The organism is Mesorhizobium sp. WSM4816, assembly GCF_055811535.1.
On record NZ_JBVVQR010000010.1, the window covers coordinates 14,590 to 35,537 of the forward strand.

The following is a 20,948-nucleotide window of genomic DNA, read 5'->3' on the forward strand; positions in this document are numbered from 1 at the left end:
ATGGAATGCGGCTGATCGCCGAAAATCTGGGCGGCGAACGCGGCGGCGAGGCGGTTTTTTCCGGCCTCGACTTTGCCCTTGGCAAAGGCCAGGCGCTGATCGTCACCGGGCCGAACGGCGCGGGAAAATCGACGCTGCTCAGGGTCGTTGCCGGGCTGCTGCCGGTGGCGACAGGCCGTTTGCTTGTCGAAGGTGGCGGTGAGGATTTTCCGTCGGTCGCCTCGGCCTGCCACTATCTCGGCCACCAGAACGCGATGAAGACGGCGCTGAGCGTGGCGGAAAATCTGCGCTTCTGGCGCGATTTTTCGGGCGCGGATTTCTTGAGCGCCGAAGAGGCGCTGGCAATGGTCGGGCTTGACGGTATCGGCCATCTGCCGTTCGGCTATCTCTCCACCGGGCAACGCCGCCGCGCGGCGATCGCAAAACTGCTGGTCAGCCGGCGGCCGCTGTGGCTGCTCGACGAGCCGACGGCCGGGCTGGACAAGGCTTCGGAAGAGCGATTCGGCCGGCTGATGCGGGAGCATCTGGACGAGGGCGGAATCATTATTGCGGCGACGCATCTGCCGCTGGGGTTGGAGGGGGCACAAGAATTGAGGATGACCGGTTGATGTCGGCGTTCCCGCCTGGGCAAGGGCGTCTCACACCATGCTAGCCCTCTTCCTGCGCGATATTCGCCTGAGTATCCGGGCCGGCGGCGGGGCGCTGACCGGCGTGATCTTCTTTCTCGCGGTGATCGCCACGATCCCGTTCGGCGTCGGGCCGGACCTCAATCTGCTTGCCCGCATCGGCCCGGCGATCCTGTGGATCGGCGCCTTGCTGGCTTGCCTGCTCGGTCTCGACCGATTGTTCCAGGCCGACCGGGAAGACGGCTCGCTCGATCTGCTGGTGCTCGGCGACGACCGGCAGATGCTGGCGCTGACCGTGCTGACAAAATGCCTGGCGCATTGGGCAGGAAGCGTGCTGCCGCTGGTCATCGCGGCACCCCTGCTCGGCCTGTTCCTGAACATGGAGCCGATCGGCATCGGCGCCACGGCGCTGACCCTTCTGGTCGGCACGCCGGCGATCACCTTCATCGGCGCGGCCGGTGCGGCGGTGGCGGTGGCACTGCCGCGCGGCGGGCTGCTGATCTCGGTGCTGGTGCTGCCGCTGACCATCCCGGTGCTGATCTTCGGCGTCTCGGCAAGCTATGGCGCGGTGGCGAACCCTGATCCGTTTCTGCAGCCTTTCCTCATTCTTGCCGCGCTGACCTTGTTTCTTGCCGTGCTGGGGCCGGTTGCGGCAGCATTGGCGCTGCGCCATGGAACCGACTGATGTGGCCGGCCAGGGCGTCAAAGGCTGCGGCGCTGCTGTCGATTGCGAAGCCGATGGCGCAGGGTTAAAGGAAGGCATGTTGGAACGAAGCGAAATGGTCCGGCTGAAAGGTTTTGCACCGGAGGAGCGACCCCTATGAGCGCGCATGCGCTCTATGTGACCGCTGCCTATGCTATCACGGCCGTGGTGCTGGCCGGGCTGATCGGCTGGATCCTGCTCGACCAGCGTGCACGCAGACGAGACCTCGCCGAGCTGGAAGCGTCCGGCGTGCGGCGGCGCTCCGACAAGGCGGGGAAATCATGAGCATGGAGACGGAAACGCCGGCGCGCTCACGCCGTCTGATCGTGCTGTTGCCGCTGCTGATTTTCCTCGGGCTGGCGGGGCTGTTCCTGACGCAGCTGCTGTCCGGCCGCGACACTTCGGAAGTGCCATCGGCGCTGATCGGCCTGCCGGCGCCGCAGACCAATCTGCCGGCGCTGGAGGGCATGAATTTGCCGGGGCTCGATTCCAGGCAGTTCGCCGGCAAGGTCACGCTCGTCAACGTCTTCGCGTCGTGGTGCGGGCCGTGCCGCGACGAACATCCGCTGCTGCTGGCGCTGTCGCAGGACAAGCGCTTCGTCATCGCCGCCCTCAACTACAAGGACCAGCCGGAAAACGCTCGCCGGTTCCTCGGCGATCTCGGCAACCCGTTCCAGGCGATCGGCGTCGACACGGCAGGGCGCGCGGCGATCGACTGGGGGGTCTACGGCGTGCCGGAAACCTTCGTCGTCGGCAAGGACGGCAAGATCGCCTACAAGCACGTCGGCCCGCTGACGCCGGGCTCAGCACAAGCGCTGCTGCTGCCGGAGATCGAGAAGGCGCTGGCAGCACCCGGCTGATGGCCCTGCCGTTTCGTCATCCTTGGGTCTTCACTCCGCTTTGCGTCGTTACGCCCAAGGATTACGAACGTGATAGCTCGACCGAAGATTCAGCCGTAGACCTGCTTGTGGACCTGATAGAGCATTTCGCTGCGGTCGGCGCGCATGTCGGCCAGATCGCGGCTGGAAAACGAATCGATTTCGGCGATGAGGCGGTTGTATTGCCGGCGCTTGGCGATGCTGGTGCGAGCGCGGCTCATGAGGCTGTCGAGAATCATAGCGAGGTTCCTTCTGTGCCGCTTTGTTGCGGCAGGTTGTTCCTCCCTGATCGATACGCAGCATGACATAGTTATGGTGCATCGCAAAAAGAAGATGTTGCAATGCACCATTGCGCTGGGCGCATAGCCGGTTAACGGCGCATGGGCCCGTCCTTCCATCCGTCAGTCGAGCAAGGGCCGCATTGCCTGTCCCGATACACGATCTTGCCATATCGATCGCCGGCTGGCTTGATCGCGCCGGCACCAACGATTTGCATGACCCGGGAGAAAACCATGGCCGAAGACTACGAAATTCTCGATCCACGCTTTGCGCGGCTGTTCAACGACAACGCACAGGTGGACAAGCTGTTCACCGGATGCCGGTGGGCCGAAGGACCGGCCTGGTTTGCGGCCGGCCGTTATGTGGTCTGGTCCGACATCCCCAACAATCGCATGCTGCGCTACGACGAGACCGACGGCAGCGTCAGCGTGTTCCGGCAGCCGTCGGGCAATTCCAATGGCAACACCGTCGACCGGCAGGGCCGGCTGGTCACTTGCGAGCATTCGGGCCGCCGCGTCAGCCGCACCGAGCATGACGGCTCGATCACCACCATCGCCGACAAGTGGCGCGGCAAGCGGCTGAACTCGCCCAACGATGCGGTGGTCAAGTCCGACGGTTCGATCTGGTTCACCGACCCGACCTACGGCATCGATACGGATTATGAGGGCGACAAGGCCGAGAGCGAGATCGGCGCCTGCCATGTCTACCGGGCCGACCCCGGCACCGGCGAGATCGAAGCGGTGATCACCGACATGGTCAGGCCCAACGGGCTTGCCTTCTCGCTCGACGAGAGCAAGCTCTACGTCGTCGATACCGGCCGCACGCATGGCGCGCAGAATCCGGCGCATATGCGGGTGTTCGATGTCGACGGGGCCGGCAAGAAGGTCTCAGGCGGAAAGGTCTTCGCCGATTGCACGGCCGGCCTGTTCGATGGTTTCAGGCTCGATGACCAGGGTCGGATCTGGACCAGTGCCGCCGACGGCATCCATTGCTACGATCCGGACGGGACGCTGATCGGCAAGATCAAGGTGCCGGAAGTCGTCGCCAATTGCGTGTTCGGCGGCAACAAGCTGAACTGCCTCTACATCGCCGGCACGACCTCCCTCTACATGGTCCGGCTGATGGTCAACGGCGCAAAGACATTTTGAGCGGCCCTGGGGTCTTCGAAGAGGTCGCTGCGCGTGACTGGTTCGTCGGCGAGACCAATGTCGCGGCGTTGAGACCGAAGGGAAATTTGCGAGAGGCTGCGGGACAGCGCCCCGCTCTGCCCTGCCGGGCCCACTTGGGGGCTTCGTCGCCGACGCGCTTAGCGTTCGCTCCGCCCGGGATAACGAAAGCACGGTGGCCGCCGCTTAACGCGACCGGATGAAATCGGCGAATTCCGAAATGGCGTTGTGCATTGCCAGTTGGCTTGCCGGCTCCGACAGGATTTTGTCCACCTCCGGTGGCCTCTTGCCGAGCAGGGCGATTTCGAGCGCGGTGTCTTCAAAAAGCGCGAAAGACATGGTGCGCATGATCTCGGCCAGTGCCGCGCGGGCAAACAGCGAGCGCGGCGAGGCGTGCACCAGCATGGCCGGCTTGCCGACAGCGGCGTCGCGCGACACCAGCCAGTCGAGCGCGTTCTTCAGCCCGCCCGGTACGCCATGGGCATACTCAGGGCAGGAGACGATCACGCCGTCAGCGGCGGTGACCGCGTCGATCAGCGCGGATGCTTGCGGTGGCGTCCGCTCGCCTTCGTCATCCGGATTGAAAATCGGCAGCCGGCCAAGCCCGTCATAGACGGATACGCGACAGTCCGGCGGCGCGTTTTGCGCGAGCGCCGCGACCAGGGCCGAATTGGTCGAGGCGGCGCGCAGGCTGCCGGAAATGGCGAGGATGTTCAGCAAAGGCTTAGAGGCGGGCTCGGGCGATTCGTGGTCGGGCACACTACCACATGGTGTGTTTGTATTCTTCGTCCAGCCAGCGGTCGGTCGCCTCGGCCGAATCGGCGAGCGCCAGCTGGTCGCGCAGGATCTGGCCGAGCGTCGGCAGCGTCGCGCGGTCGTACCAGGTTTCCGGCTTCCACAGATCGGAGCGCATAAAAGCCTTGGCGCAATGCATGTAGGCGGCCTTGACCGTCACCAGGACGACGCTTTGCGGTTCCTTGCCGTCGACGGCGAGCCGCTCGCGCAGGCCCGCATCGACGGTGATGCGGGCGTCGCCATTGACGCGCAGCGTCTCGTTCATGCCCGGGATGAGGAAGAGCAGCCCGACCGAAGGGTTGAGAAGAATGTTCTCCAGCGTGTCGAGCCGGTTGTTGCCGGGCCGGTCGGGGATGGCGATGGTCTTCTCGTCGAGCACGGCGGCAAAGCCCGGCCTGTCGCCCTTCGGCGTCACATCGGCATTGCCGGCGCCGTCGGAGGAGCCGATCAGCACGAAGGGGCTTTTGCCGATGAAGGAACGGCTGTGGCCATCCAGCGCCTTCAGTTCCTTGCGGATCGAGCCGTCGGTCGGCCGAGGCGTCTTGTAGATCGTTCTCAGCTCTTCGCGCGTGGTGACGAATTCCATGCCGTCTCCTTGATCGTTACTTGCCGGGCTTCCCTTCTGTTCCGGTCTTGCCTTCAAGCGAATGGCGCATGATCAGCGGCATCTGGCTGAAGGTGAAGAGAAGGGTGATGGGCATGATGCCCCAGACCTTGAAGGTAACCCAGGCGTCGGTGGAAAAATTCCGCCAGACGACTTCGTTGACAAGGGCCAGGAACAGGAAAAACAGGCCCCAGCGGAAAGTGAGTTTCTTCCAGCCCTCGGCATCGAGGCTGAAGGCCGAATCGAAGACGTAGCCGAGCAGCGACTTGCCGAAGAACAGGCCGCCGAGCAGCACGCCGCCGAACAGCATGTTGACGATTGTCGGCTTCATCTTGATGAAGATGTCGTCCTGCAGGTAGAGCGTCAGCGCGCCGAAGACGAAGACGACGACGCCCGACACCATCGGCATGATCGGCAAGGTGCGGGTGAGCAGCCAGGACGCGGCCAGCGCGATCGCGGTCGCGGCCATGAACAGGCCCGTGGCGACGAAGATCGGTCCGCCGAATTCGGCCAGCACCGGAAATTTCTGCGACAGCCATGCGCCACGGGCGTTGGCGAAGAAGAACACCATCAACGGGCCGAGCTCCAGCACCAGCTTGAGCAGCGGATTGACGCCTTCCTTCTTCTGTTTCTGCGGGTCGGAGGGATCGCGTTCGAGGATGCGCGGGTTCATAGGCTTTCCTTCTTGCGCATGATCCTGTCCAAAAAGTCTGCAACTTTTTGGGATCAAGCTTGTTATGCCACTCCAGCGATCGCCCTGGCGAACTCGCTTGCGGAGAATGGTTCGAGGTCGTCGACCTGTTCGCCGACGCCGATGAAATAAACCGGCAATTTGTGCTTTGCCGCAATCGCCACCAGAATACCGCCGCGTGCCGTGCCGTCCAGCTTGGTCATCACCAGGCCGTTGACGCCGGCGACATTGCGGAAGATCTCGACCTGGTTGAGCGCGTTCTGGCCGGTGGTGGCGTCGACCGTTTGCAGCACGGTGTGCGGCGCCTCCGGATCGAGCTTGCCCAGCACCCGGACGATCTTTTCGAGTTCCGCCATCAGCTCGGTCTTGTTCTGCAGCCGCCCGGCGGTGTCGATGATCAGCACGTCGGAGCCGGCTTGCCTGGCCTGTTCGAAGGCATCGTAGGCGAGGCCGGCGGCGTCGGCGCCAAGCTTCGAGGCGATGACTGGCGACCTGGTGCGCTCGCCCCAGATCTTCAATTGCTCGATCGCGGCGGCACGGAACGTGTCGCCGGCGGCGAGCATCACCGACAGGCCGCCGTCGGTCAGCTTTGCCGCCAGCTTGCCGATGGTCGTGGTCTTGCCGGTGCCGTTGACGCCGACGACAAGGATGACATGCGGCTTGTGGCTGAGGTCGAGCTCCAGTGGCAAGGCGACATGGGTCAGCACCTTCTCCACCTCGGTCGCCATGATGGCGCGCACTTCCGTCTCGGAGACGTCCTTGCCGTAGCGGCTGGCAGCCAGCGAATCGGTGATGCGCAAAGCCGTCTCCATGCCGAGATCGGCGCGGATCAGCACGTCCTCCAGATCCTGCAGCGTGTCCTCGTCGAGCTTGCGCTTGGTGAAGACGCCGGCGATGTTGCCCGACAGTTCCCGGGAAGAGCGGGCGAGTCCCTCCTTCATCCGCTGGAACCACGAGCGTTTCGGCGCCGGTTCCGGCGCCTTCTGCGGCTCGGCGCTCTGCTCGACCTTCTTGGTGACGGTGACCTTGCCGGGAGCCGGCTTTGGCTCCGGTGGCGGTTGCGGAACGGGCTCGCGCTTTACCTCCCCATCGAGGGGAGGGTGGGGCGCTGGAATGGCTTCAGGTTCGGGCGCAATCTCAGCAAGGACCGGCTTTGCCTCGACTGGCGCCGGCTGGCGAATGGGGGGCGGGATTTCGGCCGCCGGCGCCTCAGGCTCGGGCGCAGTTAAGGGGGCCCCGGCTGGCGGTGCAGCATCTTGCGCAGGTCCGCGCTGCCCCTCACCATTACCCTCTCCCCGTAAGGGACGGGGAGAGGGGGACGTCAGCGCAGGCGCTTCTTCTTTGCCGCTTTCAAAAGGAGGTTCGGCGGGACGATCAGCACGCTTCTCCCCGTCACCATACGGGGAGAAAGTGCCGGCAGGCGGATGAGGGGCAGCGTCACGTTCGGATGACGGACCCTCAGTCTGGACGATCTCAGGCTGCGTCGGTACTGGCTCAGGAATTTCCTCCGGCTCTGGCTCCGGAGGAGACTCGACGGGAGCCGCCGGTATCTCCTCTGGCTCCTCGGCAGGCGGCTGCAACTCCTCGACCGAAGCAGGTTCCGGCTGGATTTCAGGCTCGGGTGGAATCCTCGGAGCGGGCTCGGCCTCTTCAACAGCCGCCGGTTTCAGCGCCTCGAGCGCATCCCATTTGATCGGCGGCAGCGGTGCGGTCTCGTCGATCCGCTCCTCGACCACTTCCTTCTTGCCGAACGAAAATATCTTCTTGAGAAAACCAGCCATGTTCTTGCGTCTCAGGCGGCGCGGGCGGCAAGCGGCGCCGCGATCAGCCGCGCGCCGTCATCGCCGGCGATATCAGCCTCGACGATTTCGCCCGGCGCACCCTCGGAGATCGCGGCGAGCGTAAACCCTTCGGTGCGGCCGAGCCCGTCGCGCTCGACCAGGATCGACTGGCGTGTTCCGGCGAGCGAGGAAAGGTGGCTGCGATAGGCGGCGTCACCGGCGGCGCGCAGCCGTGCCGCACGCTGCTTGACCAGTTCGCGGCGAAGCTGCGGCATGCGCGCGGCGGGGGTGCCTTCGCGCGGCGAAAACGGAAAGACGTGGAGATGCGTCAGGCCGCATTCCTCGACGATCTCCAGCGATTTTTCGAACATGGCGTCCGTCTCGGTCGGGAAGCCGGCGATGATGTCGGCGCCGAAGACGATGCCGGGACGCAATTTGCGCAAATCCTGGCAAAAACGGATCGACTGATCCCGGTCGTGCCGGCGCTTCATCCGTTTCAGGATCATGTCGTCACCGGACTGCAGCGACAGATGCAGATGCGGCATCAGCCGGGGCTCGGTGGCGATGGCGTCGAGCAGATCGTCGTCAGCCTCGATCGAATCGATCGAGGAAAGGCGCAGGCGTTTCACGTCAGGCACCTGCTTCAGGATTGTCTTGACCAATTTGCCGAGTTTCGGGCTGCCCGGCAGGTCGGCGCCGAAACTGGTCATGTCGACGCCGGTCAGCACGATCTCGGCATAGCCATTGCCGCTCAGCCGCTTGACCTGCTCGACCACGGCGCCCATCGGCACCGAGCGCGAATTGCCGCGGCCATAGGGGATGATGCAGAAGGTGCAGCGGTGGTCGCAGCCGTTCTGAACCTGGACGAACGCCCGCGCCCGGCCTTCGATGGCGTCGACCATGTGGCCGGCCGTCTCGCGCACCGAAAAGATATCGTTGACGCGAGCCTTCTCGGTGTCGTTGACGCCGAAATCCGGCAGCGCGCGATAGGACTGCGCTTTCAGCTTTTCCTCATTGCCAAGGACGAGATCAACCTCGTCCATGGCGACGAAATTCTGCGGCTCGGTCTGCGCGGCGCAGCCGGTGACGATGATGCGGGCCTGCGGGTTCTCGCGGCGGGCCTTGCGGATCGACTGTTTTGCCTGGCGCACCGCCTCGCCGGTGACGGCGCAGGTGTTGAAGATGATGGCGCCGCCTTCCAGCGCGCCAAGGCCGGCGCTTTCCGCCTCTCGCCGCATCACCTCGGATTCGTAGGTGTTCAGCCGGCAGCCGAAGGTGACGACGTCAACACTTTTGGGAAGAGCGGGACCCTTCTTGGCAAGAGGAGCCATCAGGCGGCGCTTTCGGTGTCGCGGGCCCACACGCCGGTCGCCGGGTCGAAGCTGCCGGAAAATTCCCATTCGGCGGCGCCGGTGAGGATGACGTGATCGTCGCCGCGCCACTCGACATGCAAGGAGCCACCTCCGGGCGTCACCAGGGAGACGCTGCGTCCGGTCCGCCTGGTGCGCGCGGCAGCGACGGCGGCGGCACAGGCCGCTGTGCCGCAGGCCTTGGTCAGGCCGGCGCCGCGCTCCCAGGTGCGGATGACCATCATCTCGGTCGAGGTCACCCGCGCGATGGTGATGTTGGCGCGTTCGGGGAAGATCGGGTGGTTTTCGAGCAGCGGACCGAAGCGGTCGAGCTCATAGGACCAGACGTCGCGATCGACCCAGAAGATGGCGTGCGGATTGCCCATCGACACGACCGAGGGCGAGTGCAGCACCGGCGCGTCGATCGGGCCGACCTGCAGCTCGATCATGCGGGTATCGCGGAATTCCTCGGCGAGCGGAATATCCTGCCAGCCGAAATGCGGCTCGCCCATGTCGACCGAGATCAGCCCGTCGGCATGTTCTTCAGCGTTGAGGATGCCGGCGACGGTCTCGAAGGCGAATGTCTTCTGGCCGGTCTCGGCGGCAAGCGCCTGCACCACGCAGCGCATGCCGTTGCCGCAGGCCTGCGCGCCGGTTCCGTCGGAATTCAGGATGTCGATGAAAAAGGCAGTGCCCGGCGTTCTGGCGTCGTGGATCGCCATGATCTGATCGAACTTCGTCGCGGCATCGGCATTGAGCGCAAGGGCGGCAGCCGGCGCCACCCGGTCGGCGCGACCACGCATGTCGGCAACGATGATTTCGTTGCCGATGCCGTTCATCTTGGCGAAGGGGGCAGTGCTTGCCATGGATCGAAAGGTCTCATGCCGGTTTGGCGCCTATATGGCGGATAGCGGCCGGAATTACCAGTGCGAGACGCCAGCGCGACGTGCGTCGCCTTGGACGCACAAAGTACGCTCTGACATTAACCTGCGCATCGTGCTCCCTGAAAATCGATTCCGATTTTCGGGCGGATGCGGCTAAAGCGCGTCGCGTTTGAGCCGATTCATGCAACGCGCTTTAGGTTCTTGTTTTATCCATGTCGTTATCGCAATACCGCTACGCACTTTTGCGCGACATGCATTACGCCACCGCCAAGACGCCAAGCATGACCAGCAGGAAGATGATCAGCACGATGCCGATGAGAATGCGGGCGCCGGTGGCGGCGGCTCCGGCCAATGCCGGCATGCCGAGCAGGCTGGCCGCGGCCGCGATTATCAGAAGAATGACAATCCATTTGATCATGGGAAATCCCTCGCAGCCGACGGTTGTGGACCACCACCAACGCGTTTACGACGTCGCCGGGTTCCCCCGGGGGCCTCTGGGGTCGCCAGCCTAGAGCGCCGGCACGTCCCAGACTTCGCCGGGACGCAGGGCGCGAAAGCGTTCTTGCGGGACACCTTGATCGTCGAGGGCCTCGCCAAGCTTTCTTGCCGGCTCGTCGATCGGCTCGTTGGTGAGCCGGAACGTGCCCCAATGGCAGCCGGCGGCATAGGCGGCGTCGCACAACAGCATGCCTCGCACCGCCTCCTCCGGGTTCTGGTGGTGTGGCGCCATGAACCAGCGCGGCTCGTAGGCGCCGATCGGCAGGATGGCGAGGCGGAAGCCGCCGTGCCTTGCGGCCATCAGCCGGTAGTTGATGCCATCGTGGAAACCGGTGTCGCCGGCGAAATAGACTTTTCCGCCCGGCGTCTCGACCACAAAGCCCGCCCACAGCGCCATGCGCCGGTCGCGGGTGCCGCGTGCCGACCAATGGTGCACCGGCTCGACATGGACAGCGACGTCGTTGCCGATCTCGACCCGCTCGCCCCAGTCATGCACGGAAAGCCGCATCCCGGGAACGCCGGGGTCGATGATGGCGTCGTTGCCGAGCGGCGTCAGCACCAGCGGGTCGTGCTTTGTCTTCAGCCGCTTCAGCGTGGCGAGGTCGAGATGATCGTAGTGGTTGTGGCTGACCAGCACGAGGTCGATCGGCGGCAGGTTGGAGAAGGCGATGCCCGGCGGATTGACCCGTTTCGGCCCGGCAAAAGGGAGCGGCGAGGCGCGCCGCGACCAGACCGGGTCGGTGAGGATGTTCAGGCCGGCTGTCTGGATGAGCAGCGTCGAATGGCCGACCATGGTCAGCCTCAGTTCGGAGCCGTCGATCCGTTTGGCCGGTGTCGCCTGATGAAACGGACTTGGATTCGCCGACGGCCATTTCGAGCGTTCGCCGCCCAGCTGCCACTTCAAAAGATCGGAAAAGCGGGCAGGCAACTTGCCGTTGGGATTGAAGAACAAGGTGCCGTCGAAATGATCGCTGGGCGGCCCGCTATAGTAGCGGTTGGCCGCCCTTTTCCTCGCAGCCAAGATTTCGCCTCCGGCAAGGTTCGGTTTCATCAGAGATAGGACCGAAGCGGGCTGGCGCAAGCATTTGGCGGCCGGACGCCAAGGGCAGGCCTGTCCTGGCAAAGCGCTGCGCAGTCTCGCGTCAGACCCCAGGGCAGGTTTTCGGGCGGCACGCATTTGTGGCAAAGTTGCAACAGGTGCCGCCGCAAATGCTATTTTAACCATACAGGGTTGAAATTTTGCCACCTTCTCCGTCTTGGTAAAGGAGATATTGTGCGGACGGCAGCCCGGCCGGATCCGACGGAGGTTTGAAATGAATTTTTCGAAAACCGGTCTGCTGGCCGTATCGCTGGCCGCGCTCTTTGCGAGCGGCTGTTCAACGTCACGGTTCTCGCCGATGGACCAGCAGCCGGCGCCGCTGGAAGCCGCGCCCTCCGGCAAGGTGACCGCAAACCAGCTGCCGCCGCCGGCGTCGCCTGGCACCGCCGACCCGTCGAAATTTCCGACGGCGCCGCAAGGCACGCCCCAGGTCGCCTCGCTTCCGCCGGACGGAACGGCTCCGGCGGGAGCCCCGGATCTTACCGCAAGCAGTGTCGCCGGCGTGTGGAAGGCCAGCGTGTCCGGCCAGAGCTGCCAGGTGGCGACGCCGCAAACCAAATTCGGCTCCGGCTATCGGGCTGGACCGCTGCATTGCCCGGCACCGATCGACGGCATCAAATCCTGGAACGTCGCCGGCAAGCAGTTGACGCTGTACGACGCGAATGGCGGCACGCTGGCACGGCTCTATTCCTCGGGCGGAGAGAAATTCGACGGCCAGACTTCCAACGGCCTGCCGATCTCGCTTACAAGAGGCTGACCCGCCCGCCCCTATTGTTCTTACGCGATTCCGGGCCGAAAACCGCGACACGCTTTTCCCGGAATTGCTCTCTTTTGTTTTTACGCAATTTCGGACAGAAAACCGCTACACATTTTTCTTGGAATTGCTCCGGAACGACGTGATCGATGCATCTGCGCGACGGCCTTCAGACCCATGCGACCGTCCGGCAGCGCTACGACCATCTGGTTGTGTCAGGCCTGATCGACCGCGATCGGGCGCAGGAGCGGGTCGTTGCGGCACTCGACCGGCTGATCGACGAGATTTCGGCAAAACGGCTGGCGCACAAATCGAGCGCGCTGGGCTGGCTGTTCGCTCGCAAGCGCGAGACGCGCGAGGCCGTCAAGGGCCTCTATATCCACGGCGGCGTCGGCCGCGGCAAGACCATGCTGATGGACATGTTCTTCGAGCTGATGCCGGTCCGGCGCAAGCGGCGTGTGCATTTCAACGATTTTATGGCCGATGTGCAGGACCGCATCCAGAAGCACCGGCAGGCGCGTAAAGAGGGCACCGTCAGGGAAGACGACCCGATCGCGCCGGTGGCCCGCGCGTTGGCCGAGGAAGCCTGGGTGCTGTGCTTCGACGAGTTTTCCGTCACCGACATCGCCGACGCGATGATCCTGTCGCGGCTGTTCTCGGCGCTGTTTGCCAACGGCGTCGTGCTGGTCGCCACGTCCAATGTCGCGCCGCAGGATCTCTACGGCGACGGCTTGAACCGCAAGCTTTTCCTGCCCTTCATCGGCATCCTGGAGCGGCATGCGCAGGTGATTGCCCTCGATGCCGACAAGGACTATCGGCTGGACAAGCTCAGCCGCCTGCCGGTCTATGTCACCCCTGCCGATGCCGCCGCCGATGCCGTCCTCGACGAGGCCTGGAACGTGATGACGCATGGCAGGCCGACGCAGGCAGCGGCCCTGACGGTAAAGGGCCGGCAGGTCGTCGTGCCGCGCGCCGCCGGCGACGCGGCGCGGTTTTCCTTTGCCGATCTCTGCGAAAACCCGCTCGGCGCCCGCGATTTCCTGGCGATTGCTGGCCGCTTCTCGACCGTCTTCATCGATCATGTGCCGGTGCTTGGCGAAGGCATGCGCAACGAGGCGAAGCGCTTCATCCTGCTGATAGACACACTCTACGACCATCATGTGCGGCTGGTGGTGAGCGCCGCCGCGCCGCCAGCGAAGCTTTATACGGCCAAGCGCGGCAACGAGGTCTTCGAGTTCGAGCGCACCGCGTCGCGGCTGATCGAGATGCAGAGCCACAAATGGCTGGAAGACTGGATGGAGAGGCAGAAGGCGACGCTGACCGAAGCGCAGCAGGCTCGAGCCTGAAGATAGTCTCCGGAAGGTCGCGATCCTTCGCGCCCCCTCTGTCCCGCCGGCAATGGCCATGAGGCGAAATAATCCAGCCTGACCGGTTCATCGAACACATCTTCGGCGACCCGCTTCACAAGGGCGTCATCGCCGGGAAACAGCCTTCTTATTTCCATCTTCATTGCGTAACTTTCCCAAGTCGGCTTACGAACTTTGACGTTTACGTAAATCCCAACCCATCTAACCGATTGAAAAATCTCACTCCAAAATAATCGTTTGAATATCCTATGCGCCGGGGCTATTGGGTGCGGCGAAATCTTCGCGGCTTCCCCGCCGCATTCCGGCCTCCTTCCTCGACGCCGTCATCCAATTCGTTAAGGGATTTGGGCGCCGTCACAGTCTAAAGGGAAAACATCCTGACATGGCACGCAACAAGATAGCGCTCATCGGCTCGGGCATGATCGGCGGCACGCTCGCCCACATGATCGGCCTCAAGGATCTCGGCGATGTTGTGCTGTTCGATATCGCCGACGGCATCCCGCAAGGCAAAGGGCTGGATATCGCGCAGTCGTCGCCGGTCGATGGGTTCGATTCGAGGCTGACCGGCGTCAACGACTATGCCGGCATCGAGGGTGCCGACGTCTGCATCGTCACCGCCGGTGTGCCGCGCAAGCCCGGCATGAGCCGCGACGACCTTCTCGGCATCAATCTGAAGGTCATGGAGCAGGTTGGCGCGGGTCTCAAGAAATACGCGCCGAAAGCCTTCGTCATCTGCATCACCAACCCGCTCGACGCCATGGTCTGGGCGCTGCAGAAGTTTTCCGGCCTGCCGAAGAGCCATGTCGTGGGCATGGCCGGCGTGCTCGACAGTTCGCGCTTTCGCTATTTCCTGGCCGAAGAATTCAAGGTGTCGGTCGAGGATGTCACCGCCTTCGTGCTCGGCGGCCATGGCGATTCCATGGTGCCGATGATCCGCTATTCGACGGTCGCCGGCATCCCGCTGCCCGACCTCATCAAGATGGGCTGGACCTCGAAGGAAAAGCTCGACCAGATCGTGCAGCGCACCCGCGACGGCGGCGCCGAGATCGTCGGCCTGCTCAAGACCGGCTCGGCCTTCTACGCACCGGCCGCCTCGGCGATCGCCATGGCCGAAGCCTATCTCAAGGACAAGAAGCGCGTGCTGCCCTGTGCTGCGCATCTCTCCGGCCAGTATGGTGTCAAGAACACCTATGTCGGCGTGCCGGTGGTGATCGGCGCCGGCGGTGTCGAGCGCGTCATCGAGATCGAGCTCGGCAAGGCCGAGCAGAAGATGTTCGACAATTCGGTGGCGGCGGTGCAGGGCCTGTGCGAGGCTTGCGTCAAGATCGCTCCGCAACTCGCCGCCAAATGATCCGCCGCCAAGTGACCCGCCAGTAAAGTGATCTGGAGACAACGCGCATGAACATCCATGAATATCAGGGCAAGGCGCTGCTGAAGGGCTTTGGCGCACCGGTGGCCGAAGGCGTGCCGGTGTTTAGGGCAAGCGAGGCGGAAGCCGCCGCCAAGGCACTGCCCGGCCCGCTCTATGTGGTGAAAAGCCAGATCCATGCCGGCGGCCGCGGCAAGGGCAAGTTCAGGGAGCTCGGCCCCCACGCCAAGGGCGGCGTCAGGCTGGCGAAATCGGTGGCCGAAGTGGTCGCCAACGCCAAGGAAATGCTTGGCCACACGCTGGTCACCAAGCAGACCGGCCCGGCGGGCAAGCAGGTCAACCGCCTCTACATCGAGGACGGCGCCGACATCGAGCGCGAGCTCTATCTGTCGCTGCTGGTCGATCGCACCGTCGGCCGCATCGCTTTCGTCGTTTCGACCGAGGGCGGCATGGATATCGAGGCGGTCGCCCACGACACGCCGGAAAAGATCATCACCGTCGCCATCGACCCGGAAAAAGGCATAACGGCGGATGATTTGAAAGAACTCAACGGCGCGCTGAAGCTCGACGGCGACTCCGCCAGGGACGGCGAGACGTTGTTCCCGATCCTCTACAAAGCCTTCGTCGAGAAGGACATGAGCCTGCTCGAGGTCAACCCGCTGATCGTCATGAAGAACGGCCGGCTGCGCGTGCTCGACGCAAAAGTGTCGTTCGACAACAACGCGCTGTTCCGCCATCCCGACGTGATGGAACTGCGCGACATTACCGAAGAGGACGAGAAGGAGATCGAGGCGTCGAAATACGACCTCGCCTATGTCGCGCTCGACGGCAATATCGGCTGCATGGTCAACGGCGCCGGCCTTGCCATGGCGACGATGGATATCATCAAGCTCTATGGCGCCGAGCCCGCCAACTTCCTCGATGTCGGCGGCGGTGCGTCGAAGGAGAAGGTGACGGCGGCGTTCAAGATCATCACCAAGGATCCGGCGGTCAAAGGCATCCTGATCAACATCTTTGGCGGCATCATGAAGTGCGACATCATTGCCGAGGGCGTTATCGCAGCGGTCAAGGAAGTCGGCCTGCAAGTGCCGCTGGTGGTGCGGCTGGAAGGCACCAATGCCGAGCTCGGCAAGAAGATCATCAACGACAGCGGGCTCAACGTCGTCTCGGCCGATGACCTCGACGACGCGGCCAAGAAAATCGTGGCGGCGGTGAAGGGCTGACCTGGTGCCTCCGCACAAGATAAACCTGGTCGAGGCGGCGGATCAGAAGATCAAAAAGGTCTTCGATCCGCATATCGCCGGCGACGTCAACGACGCCCAGGTCAAGATCGCCAAGTTCGGCGATATCTTCGATTGGCACGCGCATGACAACGAGGACGAAGCCTTCCTGGTGCTGCGCGGCCGCATCGCCATCGATTTCCGCGACGGCACGGTGGAGCTTGGCAGCGGCGAGTTCATCGTCGTGCCGCGCGCCATTGAGCACCGGCCGCGCTCGCTGAGCGAACAGCCGGTGGTGCTGATGTTCGAGCCGGCGACGACGCTCAACACTGGCAACGCCAAGAGCGACCTCACAGTCGCCGATCTCAAGCGGCTTTAGGGAGCTTGTGCGGGGAAGAGAAATGAAGAACATCACTCTGGCGGTCGAAGACGAGGTTCTGGAGCAGGTCAAGCTGACGGCCGCTGAACAGGGCACGACCGTCGACGCCTTGGTGCGGGAGTTTTTCGCGACAGTGGCCGCGAAGCGCCATGCCAACGACGGGGCTCGGCAAGCCCTGCTTAGGCTTGCCTACGAGGCGTCAGGCGACATGGGCAGCAAGACTTGGAACCGGGCAGCTCTCCATGACCGCTGACTGCCGCCTCGACACGAACATTCTCGTCTGTGCCGCCATCGGACACGATTCCAAGCGCGCGGAGTATGGCGCAATCATCGCCGCCGCCGAGCGCCTTGGCGTCAAGACACTTTACACCGAAGACCTCAACCACGGGCAGGCCTACGGATCCGTGGTCGCCGTCAACCCCTTCCGCACTCACTGATCAGGTCTTTAAAAAATGTCCATTCTCGTCGACAAGAACACCAAGGTGCTCGTGCAGGGCCTGACCGGCAAGACCGGCACGTTCCATACCGAACAGGCGCTGGCCTATCACGGGACAAAAATGGTCGGCGGCATCCACCCCAAGAAGGGTGGCGAGACGTGGACCGGCGCCGCGGGCGAGAGCTTGCCGATCTTTTCCACAGTCGCTGAAGGCAAGGCGAAGACCGGCGCCAATGCATCTGTCGTCTATGTGCCGCCGGCAGGCGCCGCCGAGGCGATCCTGGAAGCGATCGAAGCCGAAATCCCGCTGATCATCTGCATCACCGAGGGCATCCCGGTGATCGACATGATCAAGGTCAAGGCGCGGCTCGACCGCTCGACATCGCGGCTGATCGGTCCCAACTGCCCCGGCGTCCTGACCCCCAACGAATGCAAGATCGGCATCATGCCCGGCAACATCTTCCGCAAGGGCTCGGTCGGCGTTGTTTCCCGCTCGGGAACGCTTACCTATGAGGCAGTGTTCCAGACCACCAATGTCGGTCTCGGCCAGACCACCGCCGTCGGCATCGGTGGCGACCCCGTCAAAGGCACTGAGTTCATCGACGTGCTGGAGATGTTCCTCGCCGACGACGAGACACAGTCGATCATCATGATCGGCGAGATCGGCGGCTCGGCCGAGGAAGACGCCGCGCAGTTCCTCAAGGACGAAGCCAAGCGTGGCCGCAAGAAGCCGATGGCCGGTTTCATCGCCGGGCGCACGGCCCCGGCCGGCCGCACCATGGGTCACGCAGGCGCAGTGATTTCCGGCGGCAAGGGCGGCGCCGAGGACAAGATCGCGGCGATGGAATCGGCCGGAATAAAGGTTTCGCCGTCGCCGGCTCGGCTCGGCACGACGCTGGTCGAAGCGATAAAAGGTTAAGGCAGTAAGGGAGTAGGGCAGTATGGGAGTAGGGGAATAGGAAGAACGGGACGAACGATGGCTAGTGCCTGGTTTTCCCTACTGCCCTACTCCCTTACTGCCCTACTCCCCTCCAAAACAGGAGACGGAGCCAGGCTCCGCGGAAAAAATGGCGAGACAAGATCAGGCCAACGACCAATTTTCGCTTACCTCTTTCCTCTATGGCGGCAATGCCGACTACATCGACGCGCTCTACGCCGCCTATGAGGACGATCCCGCTTCGGTCGACCCCGAATGGCAGGATTTCTTCGCGGCGCTGAAGGACGACGCCGGCGATGTCCGCAAGAATGCCAAGGGCGCCTCATGGGCCAAGCCCTCGTGGCCGCTGCAGGCCAATGGCGAACTGGTCTCGGCGCTCGACGGCGATTGGGGCATCGTCGAGAAGCACATCGAGAAGAAGGTCCAGAACAAGGCGGTGCTGAACGGCGTCGCCCTGTCCGACGCCGACGTCCATCAGGCGACGCGCGATTCCGTGCGCGCCATCATGATGATCCGCGCCTATCGCATGCGTGGCCATTTGCACGCCAATCTCGACCCGCTCGGCATCGCCAAGCTCGAGGATTACAACGAGCTGTCGCCGGAAAATTACGGCTTCACATCAGCCGACTACGACCGCCCGATCTTCCTCGACAATGTGCTCGGGCTCGAATTCGGCACCATCCGGCAGATGCTCGACATCCTGACCCGCACCTATTGCTCGACGCTCGGCGTCGAGTTCATGCATATTTCCGATCCCGAGGAGAAGGCCTGGATCCAGGCGCGCATCGAGGGCACCGACAAGGAGATCTCCTTCACCGCCGCCGGCAAGAAGGCGATCCTGCAGAAGCTGGTCGAGGCCGAAGGCTTCGAGCAGTTCATCGACGTCAAGTACAAGGGCACCAAGCGCTTCGGCCTCGACGGCGCCGAGGCGCTGATCCCGGCGCTGGAGCAGATCGTCAAGCGCGGCGGGCAGCTCGGCATGAAGGAGATCGTGCTCGGCATGGCGCATCGCGGCCGGCTGAACGTGCTCTCCCAAGTGATGGCCAAGCCGCACCGCGCCATCTTCCACGAGTTCAAGGGCGGCTCGGCTGCTCCCGACGAGGTCGAGGGCTCGGGCGACGTGAAGTACCATCTCGGTGCTTCGTCGGACCGCGAGTTCGACGGCAACAAGGTGCACCTGTCGCTGACCGCCAATCCCTCGCATCTGGAAATCGTCGATCCGGTGGTGATGGGCAAGGCGCGGGCCAAGCAGGACTCTCTGTTCGGCCGCAGCCGCGAGGAGATCGTGCCGCTGGAAGAGCGCGCCAAGGTGCTGCCGTTGCTCCTGCACGGCGACGCGGCCTTTGCCGGCCAGGGCGTGATTGCCGAAATCCTCGGCTTGTCCGGCTTGCGCGGCCACCGCGTCGCCGGCACGCTGCACTTCATCATCAACAACCAGATCGGCTTCACCACCAACCCGCGCTTCTCGCGCTCGTCGCCCTATCCGTCGGATGTCGCCAAGATGATCGAGGCGCCGATCTTCCACGTCAATGGCGACGATCCGGAAGCCGTGGTCCATGCCACCAAGGTGGCGATCGAATTCCGCATGAGGTTCCACAAGCCCGTCGTGGTCGACATGTTCTGCTACCGCCGCTTCGGCCACAATGAGGGCGACGAACCGGCCTTCACCCAGCCGATCATGTATCGCAACATTCGCAACCATAAGACGACGGTGCAGATCTATGCCGATCGGCTGATCGCCGAGGGTCACCTCAGCCAGGCCGAATTCGACAAGATGAAGGCCGAATGGCGGACACATCTCGAGCAGGAATTCGAGGTCGGCCAGCATTACAAGCCCAACAAGGCCGACTGGCTGGATGGCGCCTGGTCGGGCCTGCGCACAGCCGACAACCAGGACGAACAGCGGCGCGGCAAGACCGCCGTGCCGGTCAAGACGCTGAAGGAAATAGGCAAGAAGCTGACCGAGGTGCCGAAGGATTTCGGGGCGCACAAGACGATCCTGCGCTTTCTCGAGAATCGCCGCCAGGCGATCGAGTCGGGCGAAGGCATCGACTGGTCGACGGCCGAGGCGCTGGCTTTCGGCGCCATCCTGCTCGACGGCAATCCGGTCCGGCTGTCCGGACAGGATTCGGAGCGCGGCACATTCTCGCAACGCCACTCCGTGCTCTACGACCAGCGCGACGAGACACGCTACATCCCGCTCAACAATCTGTCGGCGGCGCAGGCCGGCTTCGAGGTCATCAACTCGATGCTGTCGGAAGAGGCCGTGCTCGGCTTCGAATACGGCTACAGCCTGGCCGAGCCGAAGGCGCTGACGCTTTGGGAAGCGCAGTTCGGCGATTTCGCCAATGGCGCCCAGGTGGTGTTCGACCAGTTCATCTCGTCGGGCGAGCGCAAGTGGCTCAGAATGTCGGGCCTCGTCTGCCTGCTGCCGCATGGCTATGAGGGTCAGGGGCCGGAGCATTCGTCGGCCAGGCTCGAGCGCTTCCTGCAGCTTTGCGCCGAAGACAACATGCAAGTGGCCTATTGCACGACGCCGGCCAACTACTTCCACATCCTGCGCCGGCAGTTGAAGCGGGATTTCCGCAAGCCGCTGATCCTGATGACGCCGAAGTCGCTGCTGCGCCACAAGCGGGCGGTGTCGACGCTGCCGGAGATGTCGGGCGAAAGCGCATTCCACCGGCTGTTGTGGGACGATGCCCAGCAGCTCCCCGGCCAGGCGATAAAGCTCACCAAGGATTCGAAGATCCGCCGCGTCGTGCTCTGCTCGGGCAAGGTCTATTACGACCTCTACGAGGAGCGCGAGAAGCGCGGCATCAACGACATCTATCTGCTGCGCGTCGAACAGCTCTATCCGTTCCCGGCCAAGGCGCTGATCACCGAACTGTCACGCTTCCGCAACGCCGAGATGGTGTGGTGCCAGGAGGAGCCCAAGAACATGGGCGCCTGGTCGTTCATCGATCCCTATCTGGAATGGGTGCTGGCGCATATCGACGCCAAGCACCAGCGGGTGCGCTATACCGGCCGGCCGGCCGCGGCGTCGCCGGCGACCGGGTTGATGTCGAAGCATCTCGCCCAGCTTGCCGCCTTGCTCGAAGACGCGCTCGGTGAATAGAACAGAGCTCGGCGAATA

General features: G+C 63.7%; 23 protein-coding genes. 14 read left to right on the plus strand and 9 right to left on the minus strand.

The features are described 5' to 3' along the window. The first annotated feature begins 5 nt into the window (after positions 1 to 5). From ccmA to AC0L3H_RS13555, 4 genes are all read left to right on the plus strand, one after another. On the plus strand, positions 6 to 608 hold the full coding sequence (gene ccmA, locus AC0L3H_RS13540; protein WP_473585787.1) for a heme ABC exporter ATP-binding protein CcmA: 603 nt from the start codon (positions 6 to 8) through the stop codon (positions 606 to 608). Between the two features lie 37 nt (positions 609 to 645). Continuing rightward, the gene (gene ccmB, locus AC0L3H_RS13545) at positions 646 to 1,311 is read left to right on the plus strand and encodes a heme exporter protein CcmB (protein ID WP_473585788.1); all 666 of its coding nucleotides are present in this window, start codon (positions 646 to 648) and stop codon (positions 1,309 to 1,311) included. Positions 1,312 to 1,446: 135 nt separating this feature from the next. Next, entirely contained in the window at positions 1,447 to 1,614 is a 168-nt protein-coding gene (gene ccmD / locus AC0L3H_RS13550; protein ID WP_023803344.1) for a heme exporter protein CcmD, read from the plus strand. Beyond that, the gene (locus AC0L3H_RS13555; protein ID WP_023803345.1) at positions 1,611 to 2,189 is read left to right on the plus strand and encodes a DsbE family thiol:disulfide interchange protein; all 579 of its coding nucleotides are present in this window, start codon (positions 1,611 to 1,613) and stop codon (positions 2,187 to 2,189) included. The genes ccmD and AC0L3H_RS13555 overlap by 4 nt, the downstream gene beginning before the upstream one ends. Positions 2,190 to 2,278: 89 nt before the next feature. Here the strand turns inward: AC0L3H_RS13555 and AC0L3H_RS13560 are convergent, their stop codons facing one another. Continuing rightward, entirely contained in the window at positions 2,279 to 2,446 is a 168-nt protein-coding gene (locus AC0L3H_RS13560; protein WP_023803346.1) for a hypothetical protein, read from the minus strand. Between the two features lie 273 nt (positions 2,447 to 2,719). Here AC0L3H_RS13560 and AC0L3H_RS13565 point away from each other — a divergent pair, with 273 nt between their 5' ends. Then, on the plus strand, positions 2,720 to 3,634 hold the full coding sequence (locus tag AC0L3H_RS13565) for an SMP-30/gluconolactonase/LRE family protein (protein WP_473585789.1): 915 nt from the start codon (positions 2,720 to 2,722) through the stop codon (positions 3,632 to 3,634). Positions 3,635 to 3,838: 204 nt separating this feature from the next. Here the strand turns inward: AC0L3H_RS13565 and AC0L3H_RS13570 are convergent, their stop codons facing one another. The 8 genes from AC0L3H_RS13570 to AC0L3H_RS13605 form a co-directional block, all read right to left on the minus strand. After that, positions 3,839 to 4,372 carry an NADPH-dependent FMN reductase gene (locus AC0L3H_RS13570; RefSeq protein ID WP_473585882.1) on the minus strand — a complete coding sequence of 178 codons (534 nt, stop codon included), beginning with the start codon at positions 4,370 to 4,372 and terminating at the stop codon, positions 3,839 to 3,841. A 40-nt stretch (positions 4,373 to 4,412) separates the two neighbouring features. Beyond that, the gene (locus AC0L3H_RS13575; protein WP_027153702.1) at positions 4,413 to 5,033 is read right to left on the minus strand and encodes a pyridoxamine 5'-phosphate oxidase family protein; all 621 of its coding nucleotides are present in this window, start codon (positions 5,031 to 5,033) and stop codon (positions 4,413 to 4,415) included. Between the two features lie 16 nt (positions 5,034 to 5,049). Next, positions 5,050 to 5,724, minus strand: coding sequence for a septation protein A (locus AC0L3H_RS13580; RefSeq protein ID WP_023803351.1), 675 nt, complete (start codon positions 5,722 to 5,724; stop codon positions 5,050 to 5,052). A 62-nt stretch (positions 5,725 to 5,786) separates the two neighbouring features. Beyond that, positions 5,787 to 7,523: a signal recognition particle-docking protein FtsY gene (gene ftsY, locus AC0L3H_RS13585; RefSeq protein WP_473585790.1), complete on the minus strand. Its 1,737-nt coding sequence runs from the start codon at positions 7,521 to 7,523 to the stop codon at positions 5,787 to 5,789. 11 nt (positions 7,524 to 7,534) lie between these two features. Continuing rightward, positions 7,535 to 8,854: a tRNA (N(6)-L-threonylcarbamoyladenosine(37)-C(2))-methylthiotransferase MtaB gene (gene mtaB, locus AC0L3H_RS13590; protein WP_473585791.1), complete on the minus strand. Its 1,320-nt coding sequence runs from the start codon at positions 8,852 to 8,854 to the stop codon at positions 7,535 to 7,537. Next, positions 8,854 to 9,738, minus strand: coding sequence for a diaminopimelate epimerase (gene dapF, locus AC0L3H_RS13595; protein WP_473585792.1), 885 nt, complete (start codon positions 9,736 to 9,738; stop codon positions 8,854 to 8,856). Before dapF ends, mtaB begins: the two co-directional genes overlap by 1 nt. 274 nt (positions 9,739 to 10,012) lie before the next feature. Next, positions 10,013 to 10,174 carry a DUF1328 family protein gene (locus AC0L3H_RS13600; protein WP_023803355.1) on the minus strand — a complete coding sequence of 54 codons (162 nt, stop codon included), beginning with the start codon at positions 10,172 to 10,174 and terminating at the stop codon, positions 10,013 to 10,015. A 90-nt stretch (positions 10,175 to 10,264) separates the two neighbouring features. After that, the gene (locus tag AC0L3H_RS13605; protein ID WP_473585793.1) at positions 10,265 to 11,275 is read right to left on the minus strand and encodes an MBL fold metallo-hydrolase; all 1,011 of its coding nucleotides are present in this window, start codon (positions 11,273 to 11,275) and stop codon (positions 10,265 to 10,267) included. A gap of 292 nt (positions 11,276 to 11,567) precedes the next feature. On the opposite strand from AC0L3H_RS13605, the gene AC0L3H_RS13610 reads away from it, so the two are divergent. The 9 genes from AC0L3H_RS13610 to AC0L3H_RS13650 all read left to right on the plus strand — a co-directional run bounded on the left by AC0L3H_RS13610 (position 11,568) and on the right by AC0L3H_RS13650 (position 20,930). Next, entirely contained in the window at positions 11,568 to 12,110 is a 543-nt protein-coding gene (locus AC0L3H_RS13610; RefSeq protein WP_473585794.1) for a protease inhibitor Inh/omp19 family protein, read from the plus strand. A gap of 146 nt (positions 12,111 to 12,256) precedes the next feature. Further along, positions 12,257 to 13,453: a cell division protein ZapE gene (zapE, locus tag AC0L3H_RS13615; RefSeq protein ID WP_473585795.1), complete on the plus strand. Its 1,197-nt coding sequence runs from the start codon at positions 12,257 to 12,259 to the stop codon at positions 13,451 to 13,453. 403 nt (positions 13,454 to 13,856) lie between these two features. Next, positions 13,857 to 14,825, plus strand: a complete 969-nt coding sequence (gene mdh / locus AC0L3H_RS13620) for a malate dehydrogenase (protein WP_473585796.1) — start codon at positions 13,857 to 13,859, stop codon at positions 14,823 to 14,825. A gap of 47 nt (positions 14,826 to 14,872) precedes the next feature. Next, positions 14,873 to 16,066, plus strand: coding sequence for an ADP-forming succinate--CoA ligase subunit beta (gene sucC, locus AC0L3H_RS13625; protein WP_473585797.1), 1,194 nt, complete (start codon positions 14,873 to 14,875; stop codon positions 16,064 to 16,066). A 4-nt stretch (positions 16,067 to 16,070) separates the two neighbouring features. Continuing rightward, positions 16,071 to 16,442, plus strand: a complete 372-nt coding sequence (locus tag AC0L3H_RS13630; RefSeq protein ID WP_091592200.1) for a cupin domain-containing protein — start codon at positions 16,071 to 16,073, stop codon at positions 16,440 to 16,442. Between the two features lie 22 nt (positions 16,443 to 16,464). Next, entirely contained in the window at positions 16,465 to 16,695 is a 231-nt protein-coding gene (locus AC0L3H_RS13635; RefSeq protein WP_023803364.1) for a hypothetical protein, read from the plus strand. Then, complete coding sequence (locus tag AC0L3H_RS13640) at positions 16,685 to 16,879, plus strand: hypothetical protein (protein ID WP_473585798.1); 195 nt, start codon at positions 16,685 to 16,687, stop codon at positions 16,877 to 16,879. Before AC0L3H_RS13635 ends, AC0L3H_RS13640 begins: the two co-directional genes overlap by 11 nt. Positions 16,880 to 16,894: 15 nt before the next feature. After that, positions 16,895 to 17,797, plus strand: a complete 903-nt coding sequence (sucD, locus tag AC0L3H_RS13645) for a succinate--CoA ligase subunit alpha (protein ID WP_023803366.1) — start codon at positions 16,895 to 16,897, stop codon at positions 17,795 to 17,797. Positions 17,798 to 17,945: 148 nt separating this feature from the next. Beyond that, on the plus strand, positions 17,946 to 20,930 hold the full coding sequence (locus AC0L3H_RS13650; protein WP_473585799.1) for a 2-oxoglutarate dehydrogenase E1 component: 2,985 nt from the start codon (positions 17,946 to 17,948) through the stop codon (positions 20,928 to 20,930). The last annotated feature ends 18 nt before the right edge of the window (positions 20,931 to 20,948 follow it).